This is a genomic window from Mucilaginibacter sp. (genome assembly GCF_041663085.1).
Taxonomy (GTDB): Bacteria; Bacteroidota; Bacteroidia; order Sphingobacteriales; family Sphingobacteriaceae; genus Mucilaginibacter.
This window is the reverse complement of sequence record NZ_JBAZRC010000023.1, coordinates 1-18,802: the sequence shown is the minus strand read 5'-3', so window position 1 is coordinate 18,802 and position 18,802 is coordinate 1. Positions and strand designations below refer to the sequence as shown.

Annotated in this window: 20 protein-coding genes; 13 read left to right on the top strand and 7 right to left on the bottom strand. The window is 42.9% G+C overall.

Features of this window, described 5'->3' with window-relative positions; translation table 11 throughout:
- The first annotated feature begins 169 nt into the window (after positions 1–169).
- Both WC615_RS07300 and WC615_RS07295 read left to right on the top strand, forming a co-directional pair.
- On the top strand, positions 170–931 hold the full coding sequence (locus tag WC615_RS07300) for an NUDIX domain-containing protein (protein WP_372977453.1): 762 nt from the start codon (positions 170–172) through the stop codon (positions 929–931).
- A gap of 136 nt (positions 932–1,067) precedes the next feature.
- The gene (locus WC615_RS07295; RefSeq protein ID WP_191174062.1) at positions 1,068–1,928 is read left to right on the top strand and encodes a YitT family protein; all 861 of its coding nucleotides are present in this window, start codon (positions 1,068–1,070) and stop codon (positions 1,926–1,928) included.
- A gap of 13 nt (positions 1,929–1,941) precedes the next feature.
- On the opposite strand, the gene WC615_RS07290 is transcribed toward WC615_RS07295, so the two are convergent.
- Entirely contained in the window at positions 1,942–2,145 is a 204-nt protein-coding gene (locus tag WC615_RS07290; RefSeq protein ID WP_372977452.1) for a hypothetical protein, read from the bottom strand.
- A gap of 173 nt (positions 2,146–2,318) precedes the next feature.
- On the opposite strand from WC615_RS07290, the gene WC615_RS07285 reads away from it, so the two are divergent.
- Positions 2,319–3,053 carry a DNA-formamidopyrimidine glycosylase family protein gene (locus WC615_RS07285; protein WP_372977451.1) on the top strand — a complete coding sequence of 245 codons (735 nt, stop codon included), beginning with the start codon at positions 2,319–2,321 and terminating at the stop codon, positions 3,051–3,053.
- A gap of 211 nt (positions 3,054–3,264) precedes the next feature.
- The gene (locus tag WC615_RS07280) at positions 3,265–3,450 is read left to right on the top strand and encodes a hypothetical protein (protein ID WP_372977450.1); all 186 of its coding nucleotides are present in this window, start codon (positions 3,265–3,267) and stop codon (positions 3,448–3,450) included.
- A gap of 72 nt (positions 3,451–3,522) precedes the next feature.
- Here WC615_RS07280 and WC615_RS07275 read toward each other — a convergent pair whose 3' ends face one another.
- Together WC615_RS07275 and WC615_RS07270 are read right to left on the bottom strand one after the other, a co-directional pair.
- A complete protein-coding gene (locus WC615_RS07275) occupies positions 3,523–4,842 on the bottom strand; it encodes a serine hydrolase domain-containing protein (protein ID WP_372977449.1) in 1,320 nt (439 codons plus the stop codon).
- 223 nt (positions 4,843–5,065) lie between these two features.
- On the bottom strand, positions 5,066–5,716 hold the full coding sequence (locus tag WC615_RS07270; RefSeq protein ID WP_372977448.1) for an ankyrin repeat domain-containing protein: 651 nt from the start codon (positions 5,714–5,716) through the stop codon (positions 5,066–5,068).
- A gap of 282 nt (positions 5,717–5,998) precedes the next feature.
- Here WC615_RS07270 and WC615_RS07265 point away from each other — a divergent pair, with 282 nt between their 5' ends.
- The 3 genes from WC615_RS07265 (at position 5,999) to WC615_RS07255 (ending at position 10,065) form a co-directional block, all read left to right on the top strand.
- Complete coding sequence (locus WC615_RS07265) at positions 5,999–6,544, top strand: hypothetical protein (RefSeq protein ID WP_372977447.1); 546 nt, start codon at positions 5,999–6,001, stop codon at positions 6,542–6,544.
- Positions 6,545–6,720: 176 nt separating this feature from the next.
- Positions 6,721–9,312, top strand: coding sequence for a DNA translocase FtsK 4TM domain-containing protein (locus WC615_RS07260; RefSeq protein ID WP_372977446.1), 2,592 nt, complete (start codon positions 6,721–6,723; stop codon positions 9,310–9,312).
- 81 nt (positions 9,313–9,393) lie between these two features.
- Entirely contained in the window at positions 9,394–10,065 is a 672-nt protein-coding gene (locus WC615_RS07255) for an outer membrane lipoprotein carrier protein LolA (protein WP_372977445.1), read from the top strand.
- A 225-nt stretch (positions 10,066–10,290) separates the two neighbouring features.
- On the opposite strand, the gene WC615_RS07250 is transcribed toward WC615_RS07255, so the two are convergent.
- Positions 10,291–10,590 carry a GIY-YIG nuclease family protein gene (locus WC615_RS07250; protein WP_372977465.1) on the bottom strand — a complete coding sequence of 100 codons (300 nt, stop codon included), beginning with the start codon at positions 10,588–10,590 and terminating at the stop codon, positions 10,291–10,293.
- A 332-nt stretch (positions 10,591–10,922) separates the two neighbouring features.
- The gene (locus tag WC615_RS07245) at positions 10,923–12,056 is read right to left on the bottom strand and encodes an acyltransferase family protein (RefSeq protein WP_372977444.1); all 1,134 of its coding nucleotides are present in this window, start codon (positions 12,054–12,056) and stop codon (positions 10,923–10,925) included.
- Positions 12,057–12,167: 111 nt separating this feature from the next.
- Between WC615_RS07245 and WC615_RS07240 the strand changes: the two genes are divergently transcribed.
- Together WC615_RS07240 and WC615_RS07235 are read left to right on the top strand one after the other, a co-directional pair.
- Positions 12,168–12,512: a hypothetical protein gene (locus tag WC615_RS07240; protein WP_372977443.1), complete on the top strand. Its 345-nt coding sequence runs from the start codon at positions 12,168–12,170 to the stop codon at positions 12,510–12,512.
- Positions 12,509–13,270 (top strand): MBL fold metallo-hydrolase, encoded by a 762-nt coding sequence (locus WC615_RS07235; RefSeq protein ID WP_372977442.1) that lies wholly within the window; start codon positions 12,509–12,511, stop codon positions 13,268–13,270. Before WC615_RS07240 ends, WC615_RS07235 begins: the two co-directional genes overlap by 4 nt.
- Before the next feature lie 44 nt (positions 13,271–13,314).
- Here the strand turns inward: WC615_RS07235 and WC615_RS07230 are convergent, their stop codons facing one another.
- Positions 13,315–13,776: a hypothetical protein gene (locus WC615_RS07230; protein ID WP_372977441.1), complete on the bottom strand. Its 462-nt coding sequence runs from the start codon at positions 13,774–13,776 to the stop codon at positions 13,315–13,317.
- Positions 13,777–13,825: 49 nt separating this feature from the next.
- On the bottom strand, positions 13,826–14,797 hold the full coding sequence (locus WC615_RS07225; RefSeq protein WP_372977440.1) for a glycoside hydrolase family 5 protein: 972 nt from the start codon (positions 14,795–14,797) through the stop codon (positions 13,826–13,828).
- A 200-nt stretch (positions 14,798–14,997) separates the two neighbouring features.
- On the opposite strand from WC615_RS07225, the gene WC615_RS07220 reads away from it, so the two are divergent.
- The 4 genes from WC615_RS07220 to WC615_RS07205 form a co-directional block, all read left to right on the top strand.
- Positions 14,998–16,293, top strand: coding sequence for an ectonucleotide pyrophosphatase/phosphodiesterase (locus tag WC615_RS07220; protein WP_372977439.1), 1,296 nt, complete (start codon positions 14,998–15,000; stop codon positions 16,291–16,293).
- Positions 16,290–16,793: a hypothetical protein gene (locus WC615_RS07215; protein ID WP_372977438.1), complete on the top strand. Its 504-nt coding sequence runs from the start codon at positions 16,290–16,292 to the stop codon at positions 16,791–16,793. The genes WC615_RS07220 and WC615_RS07215 overlap by 4 nt, the downstream gene beginning before the upstream one ends.
- A gap of 14 nt (positions 16,794–16,807) precedes the next feature.
- Positions 16,808–17,332, top strand: coding sequence for a hypothetical protein (locus WC615_RS07210; protein WP_372977437.1), 525 nt, complete (start codon positions 16,808–16,810; stop codon positions 17,330–17,332).
- A 48-nt stretch (positions 17,333–17,380) separates the two neighbouring features.
- Positions 17,381–18,802: amidase (locus WC615_RS07205; RefSeq protein ID WP_372977436.1), on the top strand; the 1,422-nt coding region annotated here is incomplete at its 3' end.

Here is an 18,802-nt window from a genome sequence, read left to right as displayed (position 1 = left end):
TGGGTGTGTTTAATATATCGTTATAGCTATTAAATTTCCGTAATATTAAATTACTGTAAAACTTATTAGTTATAATTGGTTTTTAATGTTGCCTAATGCATGGTGTAATTGGTACACAATTGTAAATATTAAATTTAAACAATCAAAGTTATTTTTATCAATACCGTAAATGTTAACAAAACAGGAACTGGAAGAATTTTGGGCAGAAGCCAGTGAGATATATCTTAACCATATATCTATAGACTGTGTTGTATTTGGCTTTCACGAAGGACAGATGAAGGTTTTGATGCTTAAGAGTAATAATGAAGAGGCCTGGTACCTGCCCGGCGGATTTGTATTAAAAAAAGAACCCATTGAAAAAGCTGCCGACCGTATATTAAAGATACGTACCGGTATCGATAAAATATTTTTGCAGCAGTTTCGTGTATTTGGAGACCCTGACCGATCCAAGATACATAACGACATGTATAAGGATATGCTGCCAAAAGAGCAAAACTTTTTTGACCAGCGTTTTATATCCATAGGTTATTATGCCCTGGTTGATTTTTTTAACGTCACCCCTGCTCCCGATGATTTTTCGGAATTATGCACCTGGCGCGACCTTAACGATCTGCCTAAATTTCAGCTCGACCATAGATTGATATTTGAGACTGCGTTAGACACCCTGCGCCTGCAATTAAATTATCAGCCTATTGGGTATAACCTGATGCCTAAAGAGTTTACTATGCCCGAACTACAGAAACTATACGAAACCATACTGGATAAAAAGCTGGACCGCCGTAACTTCCAACGCCGTATGCTGGGCTTTGGCATATTAAATAAGCTGGAGCAGACCCGTAAAGGTGGCGCCCACAAAGCACCTTATCTCTACTCCTTCGACCTTGAAAATTATCAGGCAGCATTAAAGGAGGGTTTAAAAAGCGGCTGGTAAGAAAGCACATCCCCGGAAGAGAGGCGAAGTATCACGCATCTATAATTGCCTTTCCAACGTCAATTTCTGCCCGGCAACACTCAATTCCCGCATTTTTTGCTATATTAACCCCTGTCTACTATTTTTACCGATACTTATGAAATTCAAAAACGTACTTGTTGATTTTACTTTACTTGTTTTTGGCATCTTATCTGCAGGTATGGGGCTTAAAGGTTTTTTGCTGTCCAGTCATTTTATTGATGGTGGTGTAACCGGGATCTCTATGCTGGTGGCCGATGCTACCAAAACCCCTCTTTCTGTACTCATATTTGTAATTAACGTACCGTTCCTTTTTTTAGGTTACCGTAAACTGGGCTTACAATTTGCCATAAAAAGCGCACTGGCTATAGCCGGCCTATCACTTTGCCTGGCTTTTGTACATTTCCCCGATGTTACGCACGACAAGCTGCTCACCGCCGTATTTGGTGGTGTATTTATAGGTGCAGGTATTGGTATGGCTATCCGTGGCGGCGCCGTGCTTGATGGCACCGAGATAGCAGCCCTGCTGGTAAGCAAAAAAACACAGGTGGTACGCGTAAGCGATGTGATACTGATCCTAAATGTGGTGATATTTATTGCAGCGGTATTCCTTCTTGGGGTCGAATCGGGCTTGTACTCTATTTTAACCTACCTGGCGGCATCAAAAATGATAGATTTTATACTGAATGGTTTAGAGCAATACACCGGCATGACCATTATATCCGCCAAGGGCGAAGAGATCCGCCTGGCTATTACCCAATCGCTGGGCCGTGGTGTTACAGTTTACCAGGGCAAAAGCGGTTACGGAAAAGACGGCCACATTAACACCCCGCGCGAAATTATATTCACAGTAGCTACCAGGCTTGAGGTTCCGTTAATAAAACGCGAGATTCTTAAAATAGACCCGGCAGCCTTTATTGTACAGCAAAGTGTTGACGATACTACAGGTGGGTTACTGAAGAAAAAGAAAGGGCATTAACCGGAAAAAACGGTTACTTTTTTATGTGGCTATGCACCCAGGCAGGTACACTATTCACAGCCTTTTTTGTATAAACAGCTATATAATCATGGGGTTTCCCTTCTTTTTCAAGCGTTACATAAACGTCAACATTTTTTTCATAATCGTAATCGCTGAAGGAATATAATATGTCTATGGTTTTATCGGCAACTTTAAATATCTGTTCATCTGTATGCATTTGATAAAGGTATAGTTTAAATTACGTAAACCTCAGAAAATCAATTTATTTCGCTTTGTGTATTTGAAAGGTAGGGAGAGCGGGGATAACCAGGCGTATCATGTATCCCCGCTCTCGGCACCTTTTACCCACCTTGGCTCAATCTTTGCAGCCACCCTGTCAAACAAATTATTATGCCTGAGGGGCCAAGCATACTCATATTAAAGGAAAAAGTACAGCAGTTTAAAGGCGACAAAGTAATTGCCGCCAGTTGCAACAACGGCACGTTGGATACTGATATCCTTACCGGCCAAACCATTATAGATTTTAAAAGCTGGGGCAAGCACTTTTTGATCTGCTTCCCAAAGTTTACTATCCGCATCCACATGATGATGTTTGGCACTTACCGGATAAACCAGCACACCGAAAAGCCTCCCCGCCTGCACCTGCAATTTGAAGATGGCGAACTCAACTTTTATGCATGTCTGCTGCAATTGATAAACGAGCCTTTGGATGCGGTTTACGATTGGCAGGCAGATATTATGAGCGGGGAATGGGATACCAAAAAAGCCATTAAAAAGATGAAGGCCATGCCCGAACTATTGGCCTGTGATGCCCTTATGGACCAGCAGATATTTTCGGGCGTGGGCAATATCATCAAAAACGAGGTATTGTTCCGCACGCGTATCCATCCCGAAAGTTTAATTTCGGCTATGCCACTAAAAAAGGTAAAAGAGATGATAAACGAGGCTATTAAGTACAGCTTTGAGTTTTTGGAACAGAAAAAGGCGGGCTCTTTAAAAAAGAACTGGCAGGCTTATCATAAAAAGGAATGTCCCCGTAACCATATTCCTATTATCGAAAAAGATACAGGCCGCTCGCACCGGGCAAGTTTTTATTGCGAGAAATGCCAGGTGAGGTATGAATAATATTGCAAGCGTATTGGTAAGAAGTGTTCACGTTCACAGCCGTGAACACTCGTGAACATCATCAAGCTTCTGATAATAAGCCATTTAAAAAAACAGCTGGTGGCAAAACGTTGCCACCATATTATCCATAACATAATACTATAGCTTGAGCTTCCGGCGTAAGAAACTTATTCCATTTAACTTTGTTACTTATTCATAAACCCATACAATTATGAAAACGATAAAAATTGATGGCAACCCTACCGACCTTACCGCTGTAATGGTTCCACGTGAAGACGAATACCACGACCACGAAACTGTAAGGTTAGAATCATCTGTAGATGGCGCATCCGTAGAGAAAACAATCTTCCGTGTTGTTGATGGCGGCGAAGATAAATGGGAGTTGCAATTTGAATAATATTCACATGTCATGGTGAGCTTGTCGAACCATTAGCGAACTAAGTCTTCGACAAGCTCAGACTGACATACTTTACTGCTTCACAAACACAAACTCTCCCCCACCCTGCTTAAGCGTAAACTCGCCTTTAGCCGGGCGAAACTCCATTACAATACCGGCAGCCTCAAATTCAAACTTATCGGCAGTTTTAGTGGCATCAAGCGGGAATGCCGATTGGCCTGTAGCCTGTGCCGATAACACGTTACCTTCTTTTGTAATGGTAATTTTTATCGGGATTTTTTGACTGGAATAAACACCAACATATTTATCAAGCCCTTTTACTTCAACAAAGGTTGGTATAGTATAAGGTTCATTAAAGCAAATACTAAACACGCCCTGCATAATTTTCGACGGATCATAACTGCCACCGTTAGCGGTGTAGCTTATAGCCAGTTTTTGCTCAGGGAAATACGCCAGTTCTGACCGGTAAGCGTCTATCGCACCACCATGTCCGTAACTGTTTTTACCCTTAAACGGGGATAAAAACATCGCCAGGCCAAAATTATCCTTCATAGTTTTCATGAGTTCTAAGCTGGCAGGTTTAACAAACTTGCCTGCAAAAAGAGCCTCAATAAATTTATCCAGATCGGCCGGGGTTGATACCATAGAACCCGCACCGGTAGGGATGCTCATATCGGTTTCAACAAACTTCTTCCATTTACCGTCATAGGTATAAGAGTAAGCCTCGTTATTGGCTGTATTGGTTTTAACGCCGTAGTAAGTGTCCTTTAACCCTATTTTGTTAATAATGCGTTGCTTAACCAGTTCAGGGTAGGTTTTCCTGGTTACTTTTTCAATAATATAACTCAGCAGTACAAAGTTGGTATTGCTGTACTGGCCTTTGCTGCCCGGCTCAAAGTCGGGCTTCATGGCTGCAATCCTGGTCAGCATTTGCTCGTGTGTTTGCGGGCTTAACATATAGCTCATGTACGCCGGGTCGTTGGTAAAATTGTGCAGGCCGCTATGGTGGCTCAGCATCATACCGATGGTAATTTTAGCTGCGTTTTGTACCTCGGGGTAAAACTTGTCGAGCGTGGTTTCTAACGTTAGTTTGCCTTCATCAACCAGTTGCATTACCATTACGCCGGTAAACATTTTACTGATAGACCCTATACGGTATTTTGTTTTAGCCGATGCCGGGATGGTAGCCGGGCTATCAATTGCCTCATTACCAATACTTTTTTGGTAAACTATGGTGCCGTTTTGCGAAATGGCCAGGCTGCCCATACTTTTGTTATTGGCGGCAAGTACATTCAGCAGGCTATCTAACCGGGGTTTATTAATGCTCTGGGCGTAGCTACCTGTGGTTAAGCCTGTCGCAACAAATGCTAAAGCGAGGATTCTTTTTATCATGGTGATAGTTTGTAGTTTGGATTTTAGATTGCAATATAGGCAGTCTGTTACTCTTATTAAGAATTATTAGTATGCGTTAACCACAGAGTGCGCAGAGGCTTTCACTGAGATACACAGAGGCCTCAATAATATAACATGCAAATCTCAGTGAACTCTGTGCTAATAAACAAGCAATACTCCGTGTACTCTGTGGTTAAAACTAATCGCAAAGCAATCCAAGAATCTAACTTTCCAGTATTTCCGCTATTTCGTCAAAGCCTTTTTCGCGGGCAAGGTCTGCGGGGAGTTTGCCGCCTTCCATGCGAATATCAACCCTGGCGCCTTTCTCAAGCAGTAATATCAACAATTCAAGATTACCATTTTGCGCCGCCGAATGTAAAGGTGTTGTACCCGCCTGTTGCCTTACGTTCACATCTGCACCGTTCTCTATCAACATGGTAGCGGTACTTGTAAAATTACCGGCGGCAGCCGAGTGTAGCGGATAAACATTAAAACCGTTGTCGCTTGGGCGGTTAACATCCGCGCCTTTTAGTACCAGGTAACGGGCAATATCAAAACTGCCAAAATAGCTGGCCAGGCCTAACGCGGTAAAACCGTCCTCGGCATAGAAATCAATTTTTTCGGGATGTGTAGCAATAATATAAGCAACATCATCAAACCTATCGGCAGCTGCAGCTTCAAACAGGCTGAGATCTGTAGTATATTTCAATAAAACGCTGGTTACCGCCGGCTTATGATAATAACAGGAAAGCATTAACGGCGATACATTAAGGCTTGTTTTTGCTTTGGCGAGTTCCGGGTTACGGGCAAGCAAAGTCTCTAACGCTTCTATATCGGCATTGGCAATAAACTCCTCCAGATTTTCGATGCTCATTGAATGTAATAATACTAAAAATAAATAAAAAGCGGAACAATCGAAAAGGAAAAGACTAAACTGATAAAACCTGTTGCTGTATCAGATAAATGCTAACAGTAAAAAATAGCAAAACAAGAACAATTAAACCTGAAAGAAATTGCAGTAGCATTTCCTTTAACTTAATTCGGCGACTTTAATTTTTAAGTGATTTTTTGTTAAATAAAGTTAAACGGTGGTTAAACAACACAATTTTTTATTCTTATGCCGTTTCAAGCTCAATCAAACAAATAACTAAGCATTATGAACAAAAAAACAAAATTCTTCGCGGTCGCTTTAACCGCATTGGCATTATTTATCGGCGTACAATCGAACGCGCAATCCATTCAAAAAGGTAAACTGCGTTTCGGAATTGGTTTAGATGGATTAATACCTGTCGGTAATCTAACTAAGAGCACCAATTTTGGGTTAGGTATTACCCCCCGGTTACAGTATGGCATCACAGACAGGTTTGCCCTAACCTTTACATCCGGTATATATCACTTCTTCCCGAAGGATATGTATTATAATGATGGCATACAATCCTACAAATACCGCTGGGATTTAGATCTGATCCCGGTAAAAACGGGCATTAAAGCATTTGTAACATCAAATATTTATGTAAATGCAGAAGCAGGTATTGGTTTCCAGGTTGATAATGGTGGCGGTGATTCAAAATTTATGGCGTCAGGCGGCGCTGGTTACGCAACAAAACATTGGGATTTTGGGGTGCGTTACGAGAACTTCTCTGGTAGCAATTACAGAAATGGCATAATAGGCTTACGTGTAGCTTACGGCTTTGGGCTGTAATCACATAGTAAAATCAATAAAAACCCCTCACTTCATAGTGCGGGGTTTTTTTATTTTAAAATACTGAAATATCTTAACTACCTGGTTGATCCCGGCATACGATATTTCCAAAAAATTAAAAAATAACTGTTTAATCTAATAACTTTATATTTGCAATTAAACGTGTAAAATACAGGATGCCGATTAAAGGAAACCAGTTCAGATCAAATAGTTTTAAGGAAGATAACCAACCAGACAGCCCGGTTTCAAAAGGCCCTTTTGGTGGCAAAAAGCCACAAAGGGAGCGCCCTGTAAAGCAGTCGGCCGAGCGCTTACCACTGTTTGACCTGCGCGATGGCCGTGCCATCAAGATACTGGGCCTGTTTTTCCTGGTGCTATCGGTATTTTTTCTGATCGCGTTTACCTCCTACCTGTTCACCTGGCAGCAGGACCAAAGCTATGTTTCAAAAGCTAACGGCGGCTGGGGCAATCTTTTTAAAACCACCAAAGAATTATTAGAGAACGGCGTTAACAACCCAATGGTTGATAATTGGCTGGGCAAATTTGGCGCGCTGTTATCAAACCAGTTCATCTTTGAATGGTTCGGTATCGCATCATTCCTGTTTGTGTTTGTATTTTTTATTATTGGCTACCGCCTGCTGTTCAAGATCCGCTTGTTCTCGGTTAGTAAAATGCTGGCCTATACTTTTTTCGGCATTGTATTTATATCGGTAACTATAGGTTTTTTCCACGCTTTTATTATTGATTACCCGCACTTTTTAGAGGGCAACTTCGGTTTCTGGACAAACCGCTTACTGGCCGCGCAGGTTGGGCAATCGGGCACCGGGTTTATCCTTATATTTTTGGCGCTTACGGTATTAATTATCGCCTATAACATCGATTTTAAACTACCCGCCCGCAAAGAAAAACTGGCGCCAATGGCCGGTGTAGATGAAGTGGCACCCGAGCCGGTTGAACTGGTGGAAGAAGAACCATCATTACCGGTAGAGTGGCCGCGCAACGGTAACCGTGTAAAAGATATGCTTGCCGCGCAGGACGTGGTTACGCATGTAGAGCCATTAAAACAACAACCGCTTACGCAAAATCCTATTTTTCATGAGCCTGTTGTTTTAAAACCTGATGTAACACACGAGCCCGAAGAGGAAACCGAGATTCCGCTTACCATTGCTGGTGAGCGCCCTAACCCTATCATGAACATCGAAAAAAGCGATGATGATAAGGCCAAAAGCCTGGTAGAGCAATTCGGCACTTACGACCATAAACTGGAACTTTCCGGCTATAAACTACCCCCGTTAAGCCTTTTAGAGGAATATGGCACCGGTAAAATAGCCGTTAACAGTGAAGAACTGGAAGCCAACAAAAACAAAATTGTTGAAACGCTGAACCACTACAATATCGAGATAGATAAGATCAAGGCCACCATCGGCCCAACGGTTACTTTATACGAGATCATCCCCGCTCCTGGTGTACGTATCTCCAAGATCAAAAACCTGGAGGACGATATTGCACTGAGCTTAGCGGCTTTGGGCATCCGTATCATCGCCCCTATGCCGGGCAAGGGTACTATTGGTATTGAGGTACCGAACCAAAACCCCGAAATGGTTTCCATGCGTTCGGTTTTAGCGACTGAAAAATGGCAGAACAACACCATGGACCTGCCTATTGCCCTTGGTAAAACCATCTCTAACGAGGTATTCATTGCCGATCTGGCCAAGATGCCCCACTTACTGGTTGCGGGTGCTACAGGCCAGGGTAAATCGGTTGGTATTAACGCCATATTGGTATCCCTGCTTTATAAAAAGCACCCTGCCGAGCTTAAATTTGTACTGGTTGACCCTAAAAAGGTAGAGCTTACGCTTTTCCGTAAGATAGAAAGGCACTTTTTAGCCAAACTACCTGATGAGGCCGATGCTATCATTACCGATACCAAAAAGGTGGTAAATACCCTTAACTCGCTTTGTATTGAAATGGACCAGCGTTATGACTTGCTGAAAGATGCACAGGTACGTAACCTGAAAGAATATAACGCCAAATTTGTTAACCGTAAAATAAGCGACCCGGAGAAACACCGTTACCTGCCGTTTATTGTACTGGTGATTGATGAGTTTGCCGATTTGATGATGACAGCCGGCAAAGAAGTAGAACAGCCAATAGCGCGTATAGCACAGCTTGCCCGCGCGGTAGGTATCCACCTGGTTATTGCTACGCAAAGGCCATCGGTTAATGTTATTACGGGTACTATTAAAGCCAACTTCCCGGCGCGTTTAGCGTTCAGGGTATTATCAAAAATAGATTCGCGTACCATATTGGATGCAGGCGGTGCCGATCAGCTGATCGGTCGCGGGGATATGCTGCTTTCAACAGGCAGCGATCTGATCCGTTTACAGTGCGCATTTGTGGACACACCGGAAGTAGAACGCATTTCCGACTTTATTGGCAACCAGCGCGGCTACCCGTCGGCCATGTTCCTGCCTGAGTATGTGGGCGAGGGCGAAGCGGGAAGCAGCGCCAAAGATTTTGACCCGGATGACCGTGACCCGATGTTTGAGGATGCCGCACGACTTATTGTTTTACATCAACAAGGCTCAACATCGCTTATACAGCGTAAGATGAAACTGGGTTATAACCGTGCAGGCCGCATTATCGATCAGTTGGAAGCCGCAGGTATTGTTGGCCCGTTTGAGGGCAGCAAGGCCCGTGATGTGCTTTACCCTGACGAGTACAGCCTGGAACGTCACCTGGAAACCCTGCAAAAACCACGCGATTAAACTAATTAAAGTAAAATCACTCTAAACCATTGTAAGCTGCGATGGTTATCTGTGCTGTGAGCTTTAATATTCAAACCCGACATGAAAAAAATATTCGTTTATATAGTATTATCTACCCTGACTGTTGCAACAGCGTTCGCCCAAAAAGATGCGGATGCAAAGCTTATACTAAACAAGCTAAGCAAACAGTATCGCAGCTACGACGCTGTGAAAACAGATTTCACGCTGCTTATTGATAACCCTCAGGCCGATATCAAGCAAACCCAAACCGGTACGCTGATATCGCGTTCAAAAACTAACAAATACAAGGTTACCTTATATGGGGCCGGCTCAAAAACGGTTACACAAGATATTATTAGCGATGGTAAAAACCAGTGGACTTACCTGAAAGATGCCAACGAGGTGCAGTTAAGCGCCGCTGATAACAGCGAAGAAGGCTTTAACCCCGCAAAGATCTTCACCATGTACGAAACCGGTTACAAATACATTTACACCGGCCAGCAAAAAATAGGTGCTAAAGTTTACCAGGTTATTGACCTTACTCCCGAGGATAGTAAAAAAACCTTTTTCAAAGTAAGGCTGATGATAGACAAGGTGAAGAACCAGCTTTACAGCGCACAAATCTTTGATAAGAATGGTAGCAAATACACCTACTCGCTGCGTACATTCACGCCAAACTACAAAGCAGCGGAAACTGCATTTGCTTTTGATAAAAAGGCTTATCCGGGCGTTGAGGTTGTGGATTTGCGGTAATACTCAAAAAAAGCCTGTCATGCTGAACTTGTTTCAGCATCTCTCATGCAATACTACAAACATGCAAAGCCGCTTGTCCTGATAGATGCCGAAATAAATTCGGCATGACGGTCACTTTTCATGTCATGTTGAACTTTTTTCAAGATTCTAATGCAATTTAATAAACTTGTCGGCAACCCATCCTGAGAGATCCTGAAACAAGTTCGGGATGTCTATAAGTAGTCGTCACTCATCAAATAGATCATTCTTTAATTCCTTCATATCAGGATTAACGGATTGAACGAGATTAATTTTCCAGTCTCTATGCCAGTTCTTTAATTGTTTCTCACGCTCTATCGCATCTGTTATTCGTTCAAAATATTCATAGTAAACCAAATCGTACAGCTTGTACTTCTTTACAAAAGCCGAGCCCTCATTATTAACATGTTGCCATACCCGCGCCCGTAAATCAGCAGTTACGCCAATGTAGAAAGTTGTTCTATACTGATTAGACATGATGTAGGTATGACCCTGTTTAAATAGCATATTGTTTTGTATGTTCATTACCTATCCTGAGGGATGCCGAAATAAATTCGGCATGACGAGTTAGTTGTAATGTCATGCTGAACTTGTTTCAGTATCTCTCATGCAATTGAATAAACTCATCGTCTACTTGTCCTGATAGATGTCGAAATAAGTGCGACATGACGGGACATTATTACTCCCCTTTCCCTAACTTCATCCTTCGCTCCATTACTTGCCAGCCATTTAAGGTTTTTCAGTCTGAGTTTGCCGAAGACTGATAAGCCAAGCTAATGGTTCGACAAGCTCACCATCACAACAGCGTCTTTGCGTGACATTCTTATCTAATTAATAAATTACACCCTTATATATATCTTATTCTTATCCAATATTTTACCTACGCTCCAGCAAACCAGCATATAACTGATGGCAAATAGTAGTGAACCTATAGCACCTGGTGCTATTTTTTGGTAGAATACATCATTTATCCAGGCATAAAAGTTTTTGTTGCCGATGTTGATCATCCAAAAGGCGATAACCAAAATCTCCGACAGGATATAAATAGCCAGCGGGTTTTTGCCCACGGTGGTGAAGAAGGAGGTCCAGTTGTATTTGTTCCAGGCACGTACTTCAACCACGTAAATAAGGGCTGATATCATTACCATATCAATACCGGTTGTCAATAAGGTAAAAGGGCTTGTCCACAGTTTTTTACCTATCGGGAAGCTCATGTTCCAGGTTAGGGCGATAAAAATAAACACGCAGCCCATCAGCGCTAAGCGGCCAATAGTTTCGTAACCTTTGCCTTTTTCCTGTATAAATTTACCGGCGTAATAGCCCACAATAACATTTACAATGGCAGGCAGTGTGCTTAGTATCCCTTCCGGGTCAAACGCTACGCCTTCGCCGTGGTACAGGTGGCTATCACCTAAAAGGTATTTATCAAGGTAAGTGCCCGCGTTGGTAAGCATGGCATAGGGGGCTTCGTGGTCGCCAAACACCAATAATAAAAACTGGTAACCAACTAAAAGCAATGCACTGATAACAACTACAGCGGTTTTATTTTTTACAAAGTAGATGATAAGCGAAGCGAAAATATAGCAAAGCCCTATGCGTTGCAGTACGCCCATGATACGCGTACCACTTATTGGCCTGAATACCCAACCGGCGCTGGTATGATCAACAAACGGGAACCAGTACATCAGGTAGCCTATAAGAAATATAAGCAGACCGCGTTTTAAAATGCGGTATAATACGGTGCCTGTACTAAGGCTGTCAAACTTTTTCATGGTAAAGCTCATGGCGTTACCTACAGCAAAAAGAAAAGAGGGAAACACCAGATCAGTTGGGGTAAAGCCAAACCATGCGGCGTGCTCAAGCGGCGCAAATGCCGTGGCCCCGCTGCCTGGTGTGTTTACAATGATCATAAAGCAAATGGTTAGCCCGCGGAAAACATCCAGCGACAAAAACCGTTCGGATTTTTGGTTCATAATGGGTGCAAATGGTTAAATTATTTCAGGAGATTTAGTTGCACCAATATAGGAATTAATTAAAGTGAAATACAATAGATGATGAAACTTTATAAAATATTTTAAAAAGTTATGAATTATTGCTTTCACATCTATTTACAACATTTTATCGCGGTAACGCTAAATGTTACTATTTTTGAAAACATGCTCACCATTACCAATCATACCCTCGAAAAACTGGAAATGCTGCTTAAAACAGCAGGTTACAGGGTTAGGTATGAGAAAGGTAATTTTAAAACCGGCGCATGTATGTTACTGAGCAGCCGTGTAATAGTGGTAAATAAATTTGCCAACCTGGAGAGCAAAATAGCAGCGGTTGCCGAGCTGGCACGCACCCTTGAAATAGATTATAACTTACTTGACGATAAACAGGCTGCGTTTTTGCACCAGTTAAAACAAACAACCCTGCAACTGTGACCATTACTTTTTTAGGAACCGGAACTTCGCAGGGTGTACCTGTTATTGCCTGTACCTGCCCCGTGTGCATGTCTACCGACAAACACGACAAGCGGCTGCGTACCTCCATCCTGATTGAGGGTGATGGTAAGGTAATTTGTATAGATTCGGGCCCCGATTTCAGATACCAGATGCTGCGCGAAAAGGTGATGCACATGGATGCAATAGTTTTTACCCATGAGCACAAGGACCACGTAGCGGGTATGGATGATATACGTGCATTTAACTACAAACAGCAAGGCCCGGTAGATATTTATGCTGACGAACGTGTGCAGATAGCTCTTAAGCGCGAATTCCCTTATATTTTTGATGACAGGGGTTATCCCGGTATCCCGCAGATAGATTTGCATACCATTGCATTAGCGCCTTTTAATGTTGGCGATGTGCGCTTTACCCCCATCGAAGTGATGCACTACAAATTACCCGTTAAAGGTTACCGGGTGAGGGATTTCACCTACATTACTGATGCCAAAACGGTATTGGATGTGGAGAAAGAAAAAATCCGCGGGTCAAAAATACTGGTGATAAATGCCCTGCAAAAAGAAAAACATATTTCACACTTTACGCTTGATGAGGCTATTGCATTTGCACAGGATATAGGTGCCGAAAAAACCTATCTCACCCACATCAGCCATCGGTTGGGCAAACATGCCGATGTTTCTGCCGAACTCCCCGCCGGTATTGAACTGGCTTACGACGGTTTAAAACTCGAGATTTGATCTCCCCATTACAACAACAGATTTAAGGATTATTTTTTTGCTAATTACTGATCGAGCTTTAGGTAGCTTACTTCGTTAATAGTAGCGCAGTACTCTTTTTTATACCCCTTGTTCTGCATCTCTACCCGCCCCCTGATAGTTATTAATTTATTATTTATATTGCTATAAGTTCCGTCTTCAGCTGCAAACAGGCCGGTGTTTTTTCCTTTTAAATACAATGGGCATTCCTGTGTAAAATTCACCCAAAACGATCGGCTGTTGCCATGGTCTGTAAAAGTACTGTCGTTAACTAAAGCAGAAACGTTTTTACCCTCTATATATTTACCATATACTTCTACATACTGCTTGTCGTAGTATTTTATACTATCTACCAGGTGGGTAAGGCTTATTTTTTTGAACTTAATGCCGGGAGCGCATTCGCTGATGTAGATCTTTTGTTTATGAGTATTGCAGGCCGGCAGGGTTAATGCCAGTATAAACATCAAATATACCCTGCTTTGTAACATGTATAAATATAAGTGTTTTAACACTTATGCGGTCAACGCCACAATAATTTTACTTATTCAGTACACGCAGCCACCTGCGGATGTATGCCCCGGCTGGCGTAAGCTGTTTAGCCGTCCAACCTCCATTGGCGGGTGCACCGGGTTGTAAAAGGGCCGTAGTTTCTTTTTTATCGGTGATGTTCCAGTTTACCCAGCTTAACTGGTTCTTTTCTACCCAGTCCATCCATTTTTTATTCATGACCATATCAAACTTACCATTGCCATTGGCCTCACCTACGCCCCATTCGGTAATAATTAGCGGCAGGCCCATTTTAATAGCCTTATCGGCCTTGGCGCGTAAACCATCCTGATGGCTGGGTTCAGTAGCATAATAATGAAACGAATAAGCAATATTATGATACCCTTTGATAGGATTAACGGCTGCTATATCCACATCCTGATCCCAAGACGGGCTGCCCACTACGATCAGGTTATCCTGATCATACTTACGTATCTCGGGTATTATCTGCAATGCGTAGCTTTTCACCGTATCCCAACTGATGCGTTCAGGCTCGTTCCATATCTCATAAATTACATTGGGTACGCCTTTGTATTTCTGAGCCATCTCTGCAAAAAATGCTTTCGACTGCGGGATGTGCAGGTGCCCGTTATGGTCATGCCAGTCTATGAGTACATAAACCCCCTGTTTTATGGCTTCGTCCACAACATCAAATATCATTTTCTTTTGTCTTTCAGGCTCCTTAAGATAACCATGATCAGGTTGTACGCCCATGGATGCACGGAGTATCGAGATCTTAAAATCCTTCTTTAACCAATCTACAACTGCAGGGTTATAATACTTTTCACCAGCCCATAAACTCCATGACAGACTAATGCCCCTTAACTGCGGCGGCACCCCGTTTTTATTGACTATTTTATTCCCATTTATAGTTAGCGCGCCATTTACAGCTACAGGTGTTTGCGCAAACGATGCCATACCTGTAAACAGGCCTATCCATAATAAAACAGCTTTTATTTTCATACCAAACAAGTTTAACCAATTAGCCAACCGGGTGTATGGTTTTGCAAAAAATGGATTAGAGTATGTTAAAAATGAATATGTTGGGGTATATAGTTTCGTGTTTAAGTCTTCAACATACCGTGCTGCGGATACTGCAACATTAACGTTAACATACCATTATCTTAACCTTTAATACCTATTTTTACCCCTCATACTTTTCGATGAAAAAATATAGTCTTGCCCTGCTCCTGCTGCTAACCGTTAGCATAAATGCCTTCAGCCAACTACCGGTAGATATCACCCAAAAAATAGTCGCAAACCGAAAGAACAGCGCCGATCAACAAAAAAAACCTTACGTCATCCTGATCTCGGCAGATGGTTTCAGGTACGATTTTGCAAAAAAATATAACGCGCAAAATTTGTTACGCCTGGGTCGCGAGGGTGTAAGCGCATCATCCATGATCCCGTCATACCCCTCGGTTACTTTCCCTAACCATTACGCCATCATCAGCGGGTTGTATCCGTCTCATTCGGGCTTGGTAAACAATACTTTTTATGACCGCGCCCGTAATGACAAGTACGCTATGGGTAATAAAACCAAGGTTACCGATGGTACCTGGTATGGTGGTGCGCCGCTTTGGGTACTGGCCGAGCAACAAAAAATGCTTTCGGCAAGCTTTTACTGGGTGGCGTCGGAAGCCGAGATAAAAGGTGTGCGACCTACTTATTATTACAATTACAACGAGCAGATCAATATCCACGATCGGATACAGGCCGTTGTAGACTGGCTTAAACTACCACCCGCCGGGCGCCCGCACCTCATCACCTTTTACTTTCCGCAGGTTGACCACACTGCGCATCTAAACGGCCCTGAATCTCCGGAAGTTGAGAAAGAAGTGCTTTTTGTAGACTCTGCCGTAAATGAATTGCAGAAAGCAGTTAAAACAACCGGCTTAAAAAATGTGAATTTTATCTTCGTATCTGACCACGGAATGACCAAGGTTGACAACCAAAACCCTATAGGTATCCCGGCGGCTATTGATACGGCAAAGTTTGTGGTATCGGGCGATGGTATTTTGGTAGAGCTTTACGCAAAGGATAAGAAATACATACAGGAAACCTATAATGCTCTTAAAAAAGAAGCGAAGGATTACGATGTATATTTAAAAACAAACGTGCCCGCGCATTTACATTATGGCACAAAAGATGATTGGCATAACCGTATAGGTGATATTTTATTAATACCTTACGCACCAAAGGTGTTTAACCTGTATAACAAAAAAAGCATAAACCCGGGCTGGCATGGGTATGATCCGGCTGTTGTTAAGGATATGCACGCCAGTTTTTATGCCTGGGGGCCGGTATTTAAAAAACACCTGAACATCCCGGCTTTTGAAAACGTATCTGTATTTAACCTGGTAAGCCGTATATTGGGCATAAACCATACCGATAAAATTGATGGCACCAACCAGCTTGCCGATAAAATATTACTAAAAGCAACCTCAAAAAAGAAATGAAATTAACCCTTAAGATCGCCCTGTTATTAATACTGCCAGCAACTGTTTTTGCGCAGGACCCCGCCGTGGTTAAACGCCAGGCCAATGTTGTTGCCAAAGCACTGCTTAACAGCGATTTTAAGACCGTTATTGCCCACACTTACCCAAAAGCCGTAAACATTGGTGGTGGTAAAGAAAAAATGCTTCAGGCGATGAGCAGCGGTATCAACCAAATGAAGGCGCAGGGTTTCGCTTTCGAGAAAGTAACCATAGGCCAGCCGGGTAAATTCTATAAAGCCGGCACCGAGATCCATTGCCTTGTTCCGGAACAAGTTATTATGAAAACCGCCAGGGGGCGCATGGCTGCCAACAGTAATTTGCTTGCCGTAAGTAATGATGGCGGCAAAAACTGGAGCTTTCTGGATATGAACCAGGGTACTATCAATTCTGTCAAACAGTTGTTCCCGAATTTTAACAGCAACCTTATTATTCCAAAACCGGCACCACCGGTGATGTTATAATACTTAACTTACGAATGTCCGTTCTAAAGAAATTTAAATATATCCTGCTGTTTATAGCCCTACCTTATGCAGTTTTTGCACAGGATACCACTGCACTAAAAAAACAAGCCAACCGCTTTGCAAACGCTACGTTTAACAGCGATCATAAATTGGTTATCGACCTTACTTACCCAAAACTGGTAGAACTATCGGGCGGCCGCGATTCTATGCAAAAGCTGATAGTAGAACGGATCGAATCATTACAAAAGCAAGGGGTTATGAAGTTTGAGGGTTCGGTTGGCTCACCGGGGCCATTTATAAAGGCAGGCAATCAGATCCTTTGTTTGCTCCCCGAAACACTTTTCCTTAAAATGTTTACCGGCCGCTATGTTACCCAATCGTACTTGTTGGCCATCAGTAGTGACAAGGGCAAAAGCTGGACATTTATGGATGTTGGCAAAATGCCTGCTGAGGTTTTACACAAACTGCTGCCTAATTATAATGATGAACTGGTGATCCCCACACCGGGCAAGCCCATGTTCTTTCCTGATCAACACTAAACACGCTGATTATTTTATAAATTGGGATAAAATTCAAATCAGCCCAAAATGCAACGTAGAAACTTCTTAAAAACGGGTTCATTAGCCGGTTTAGGCTTAGCCACATTGGTAACAGCATCATGCAAGCAGCCATCTGCCGATACCAGAACCGAAGGTAACAACAGTTTTACGGATGATTTTGAACTGAACGAAGCCACCATTGCCGACCTGCAAAAGAAGATGGAAGCCGGTACGCATACCTCCCGCTCCATTACCGAATTGTATTTAAAACGGATTGACGCCATTGATAAAAGCGGCCCCAAACTAAACGCCGTTATTGAACTGAACAAAAGCGCGCTGGATATGGCCGACAATATGGATAAGGAACGCAAAGCGAAACGATTGCGTGGCCCGTTGCATGGCATCCCCGTGTTAATAAAAGATAATATTGATACCGGCGATAATATGCATACCACAGCGGGTTCGCTGGCTTTGAGCGATAATTTTGCCAAACAGGATGCCTTTATTGTGCACAAGCTACGCCAGGCAGGCGCGGTAATTTTAGGCAAAACCAACCTGAGCGAGTGGGCAAACTTCCGTTCTGAACATTCAACAAGCGGGTGGAGCAGCCGTGGGTTGCAAACCAAATGCCCCTATGTGCTGGATAGAAACCCAAGTGGCTCGAGCGCCGGGTCGGGCTCAGCCGCTGCAGCCAATTTATGCGCCATAGCCATTGGTACCGAAACCAACGGCTCTATTGTTTCGCCGGCATCTGTAAATGGCCTGGTGGGCATAAAACCTACAGTAGGTTTATGGAGCCGCAGCGGCATCATCCCCATCTCAAAAACTCAGGATACCGCCGGGCCAATGGCACGCAGCGTTAGAGATGCTGCTATATTGCTTGGCGCATTAGCAGGCACAGATACGGCCGACGATGCAACGCTTAAAAGCAAACCCGAAAAAGATTACACCAAATACTTGGATACAAACGGACTAAAAGGCAAACGACTTGGTTTAGAAAAATTAGACAATCTAAACCCCGCCACCAAAAAGCTATTGGATTATGCCATTGCTATACTCAAAAAGCAAGGCGCTGAGATTGTTGAAGTTGACCTGGATACCCGCTTAAAGCCAATAGGTAATGCAGAATTTAAAGTGCTGTTATATGAATTTAAAGATGGCCTTAACCGTTATTTAAGCAAGGCCAATTCTAAAGTTAAAACGCTGGCGGATGTTATTGCATTTAATAAGCAGCACGAGGATAAAGCTATGCCATTTTTTAAACAGGATACGTTAGAACTCGCGCAAACCAAGGGCGACCTGAACAGTAAGGAATATTTGGATGCTTTAGCCAAAATAACTACGCTTAGCAGGCAGGGGATAGACGGTTTGCTACAGGAAAACAAACTTGACGCCTTAATTGCACCAACCAACGGTTTCGCGGTTTGTATTGATCTGATCAACGGCGATTATGATAACGGGTTCTCATTT

Excerpts from the sequence above, each read along its gene's own strand:
- WC615_RS07230 (WP_372977441.1), bottom strand. The coding sequence starts at position 13,776 with ATGTTACAAAGCAGGGTATATTTGATGTTTATACTGGCATTAACCCTG.
- WC615_RS07210 (WP_372977437.1), top strand. The coding sequence starts at position 16,808 with ATGTCCGTTCTAAAGAAATTTAAATATATCCTGCTGTTTATAGCCCTA.
- WC615_RS07260 (WP_372977446.1), top strand. The coding sequence starts at position 6,721 with ATGCCGATTAAAGGAAACCAGTTCAGATCAAATAGTTTTAAGGAAGAT.
- WC615_RS07215 (WP_372977438.1), top strand. The coding sequence starts at position 16,290 with ATGAAATTAACCCTTAAGATCGCCCTGTTATTAATACTGCCAGCAACT.
- WC615_RS07275 (WP_372977449.1), bottom strand. The coding sequence starts at position 4,842 with ATGATAAAAAGAATCCTCGCTTTAGCATTTGTTGCGACAGGCTTAACC.
- WC615_RS07290 (WP_372977452.1), bottom strand. The coding sequence starts at position 2,145 with ATGCATACAGATGAACAGATATTTAAAGTTGCCGATAAAACCATAGAC.
- WC615_RS07285 (WP_372977451.1), top strand. The coding sequence starts at position 2,319 with ATGCCTGAGGGGCCAAGCATACTCATATTAAAGGAAAAAGTACAGCAG.
- WC615_RS07245 (WP_372977444.1), bottom strand. The coding sequence starts at position 12,056 with ATGAACCAAAAATCCGAACGGTTTTTGTCGCTGGATGTTTTCCGCGGG.
- WC615_RS07300 (WP_372977453.1), top strand. The coding sequence starts at position 170 with ATGTTAACAAAACAGGAACTGGAAGAATTTTGGGCAGAAGCCAGTGAG.
- WC615_RS07225 (WP_372977440.1), bottom strand. The coding sequence starts at position 14,797 with ATGAAAATAAAAGCTGTTTTATTATGGATAGGCCTGTTTACAGGTATG.
- WC615_RS07255 (WP_372977445.1), top strand. The coding sequence starts at position 9,394 with ATGAAAAAAATATTCGTTTATATAGTATTATCTACCCTGACTGTTGCA.
- WC615_RS07295 (WP_191174062.1), top strand. The coding sequence starts at position 1,068 with ATGAAATTCAAAAACGTACTTGTTGATTTTACTTTACTTGTTTTTGGC.
- WC615_RS07265 (WP_372977447.1), top strand. The coding sequence starts at position 5,999 with ATGAACAAAAAAACAAAATTCTTCGCGGTCGCTTTAACCGCATTGGCA.
- WC615_RS07280 (WP_372977450.1), top strand. The coding sequence starts at position 3,265 with ATGAAAACGATAAAAATTGATGGCAACCCTACCGACCTTACCGCTGTA.
- WC615_RS07250 (WP_372977465.1), bottom strand. The coding sequence starts at position 10,590 with ATGCTATTTAAACAGGGTCATACCTACATCATGTCTAATCAGTATAGA.
- WC615_RS07220 (WP_372977439.1), top strand. The coding sequence starts at position 14,998 with ATGAAAAAATATAGTCTTGCCCTGCTCCTGCTGCTAACCGTTAGCATA.
- WC615_RS07240 (WP_372977443.1), top strand. The coding sequence starts at position 12,168 with ATGAATTATTGCTTTCACATCTATTTACAACATTTTATCGCGGTAACG.
- WC615_RS07270 (WP_372977448.1), bottom strand. The coding sequence starts at position 5,716 with ATGAGCATCGAAAATCTGGAGGAGTTTATTGCCAATGCCGATATAGAA.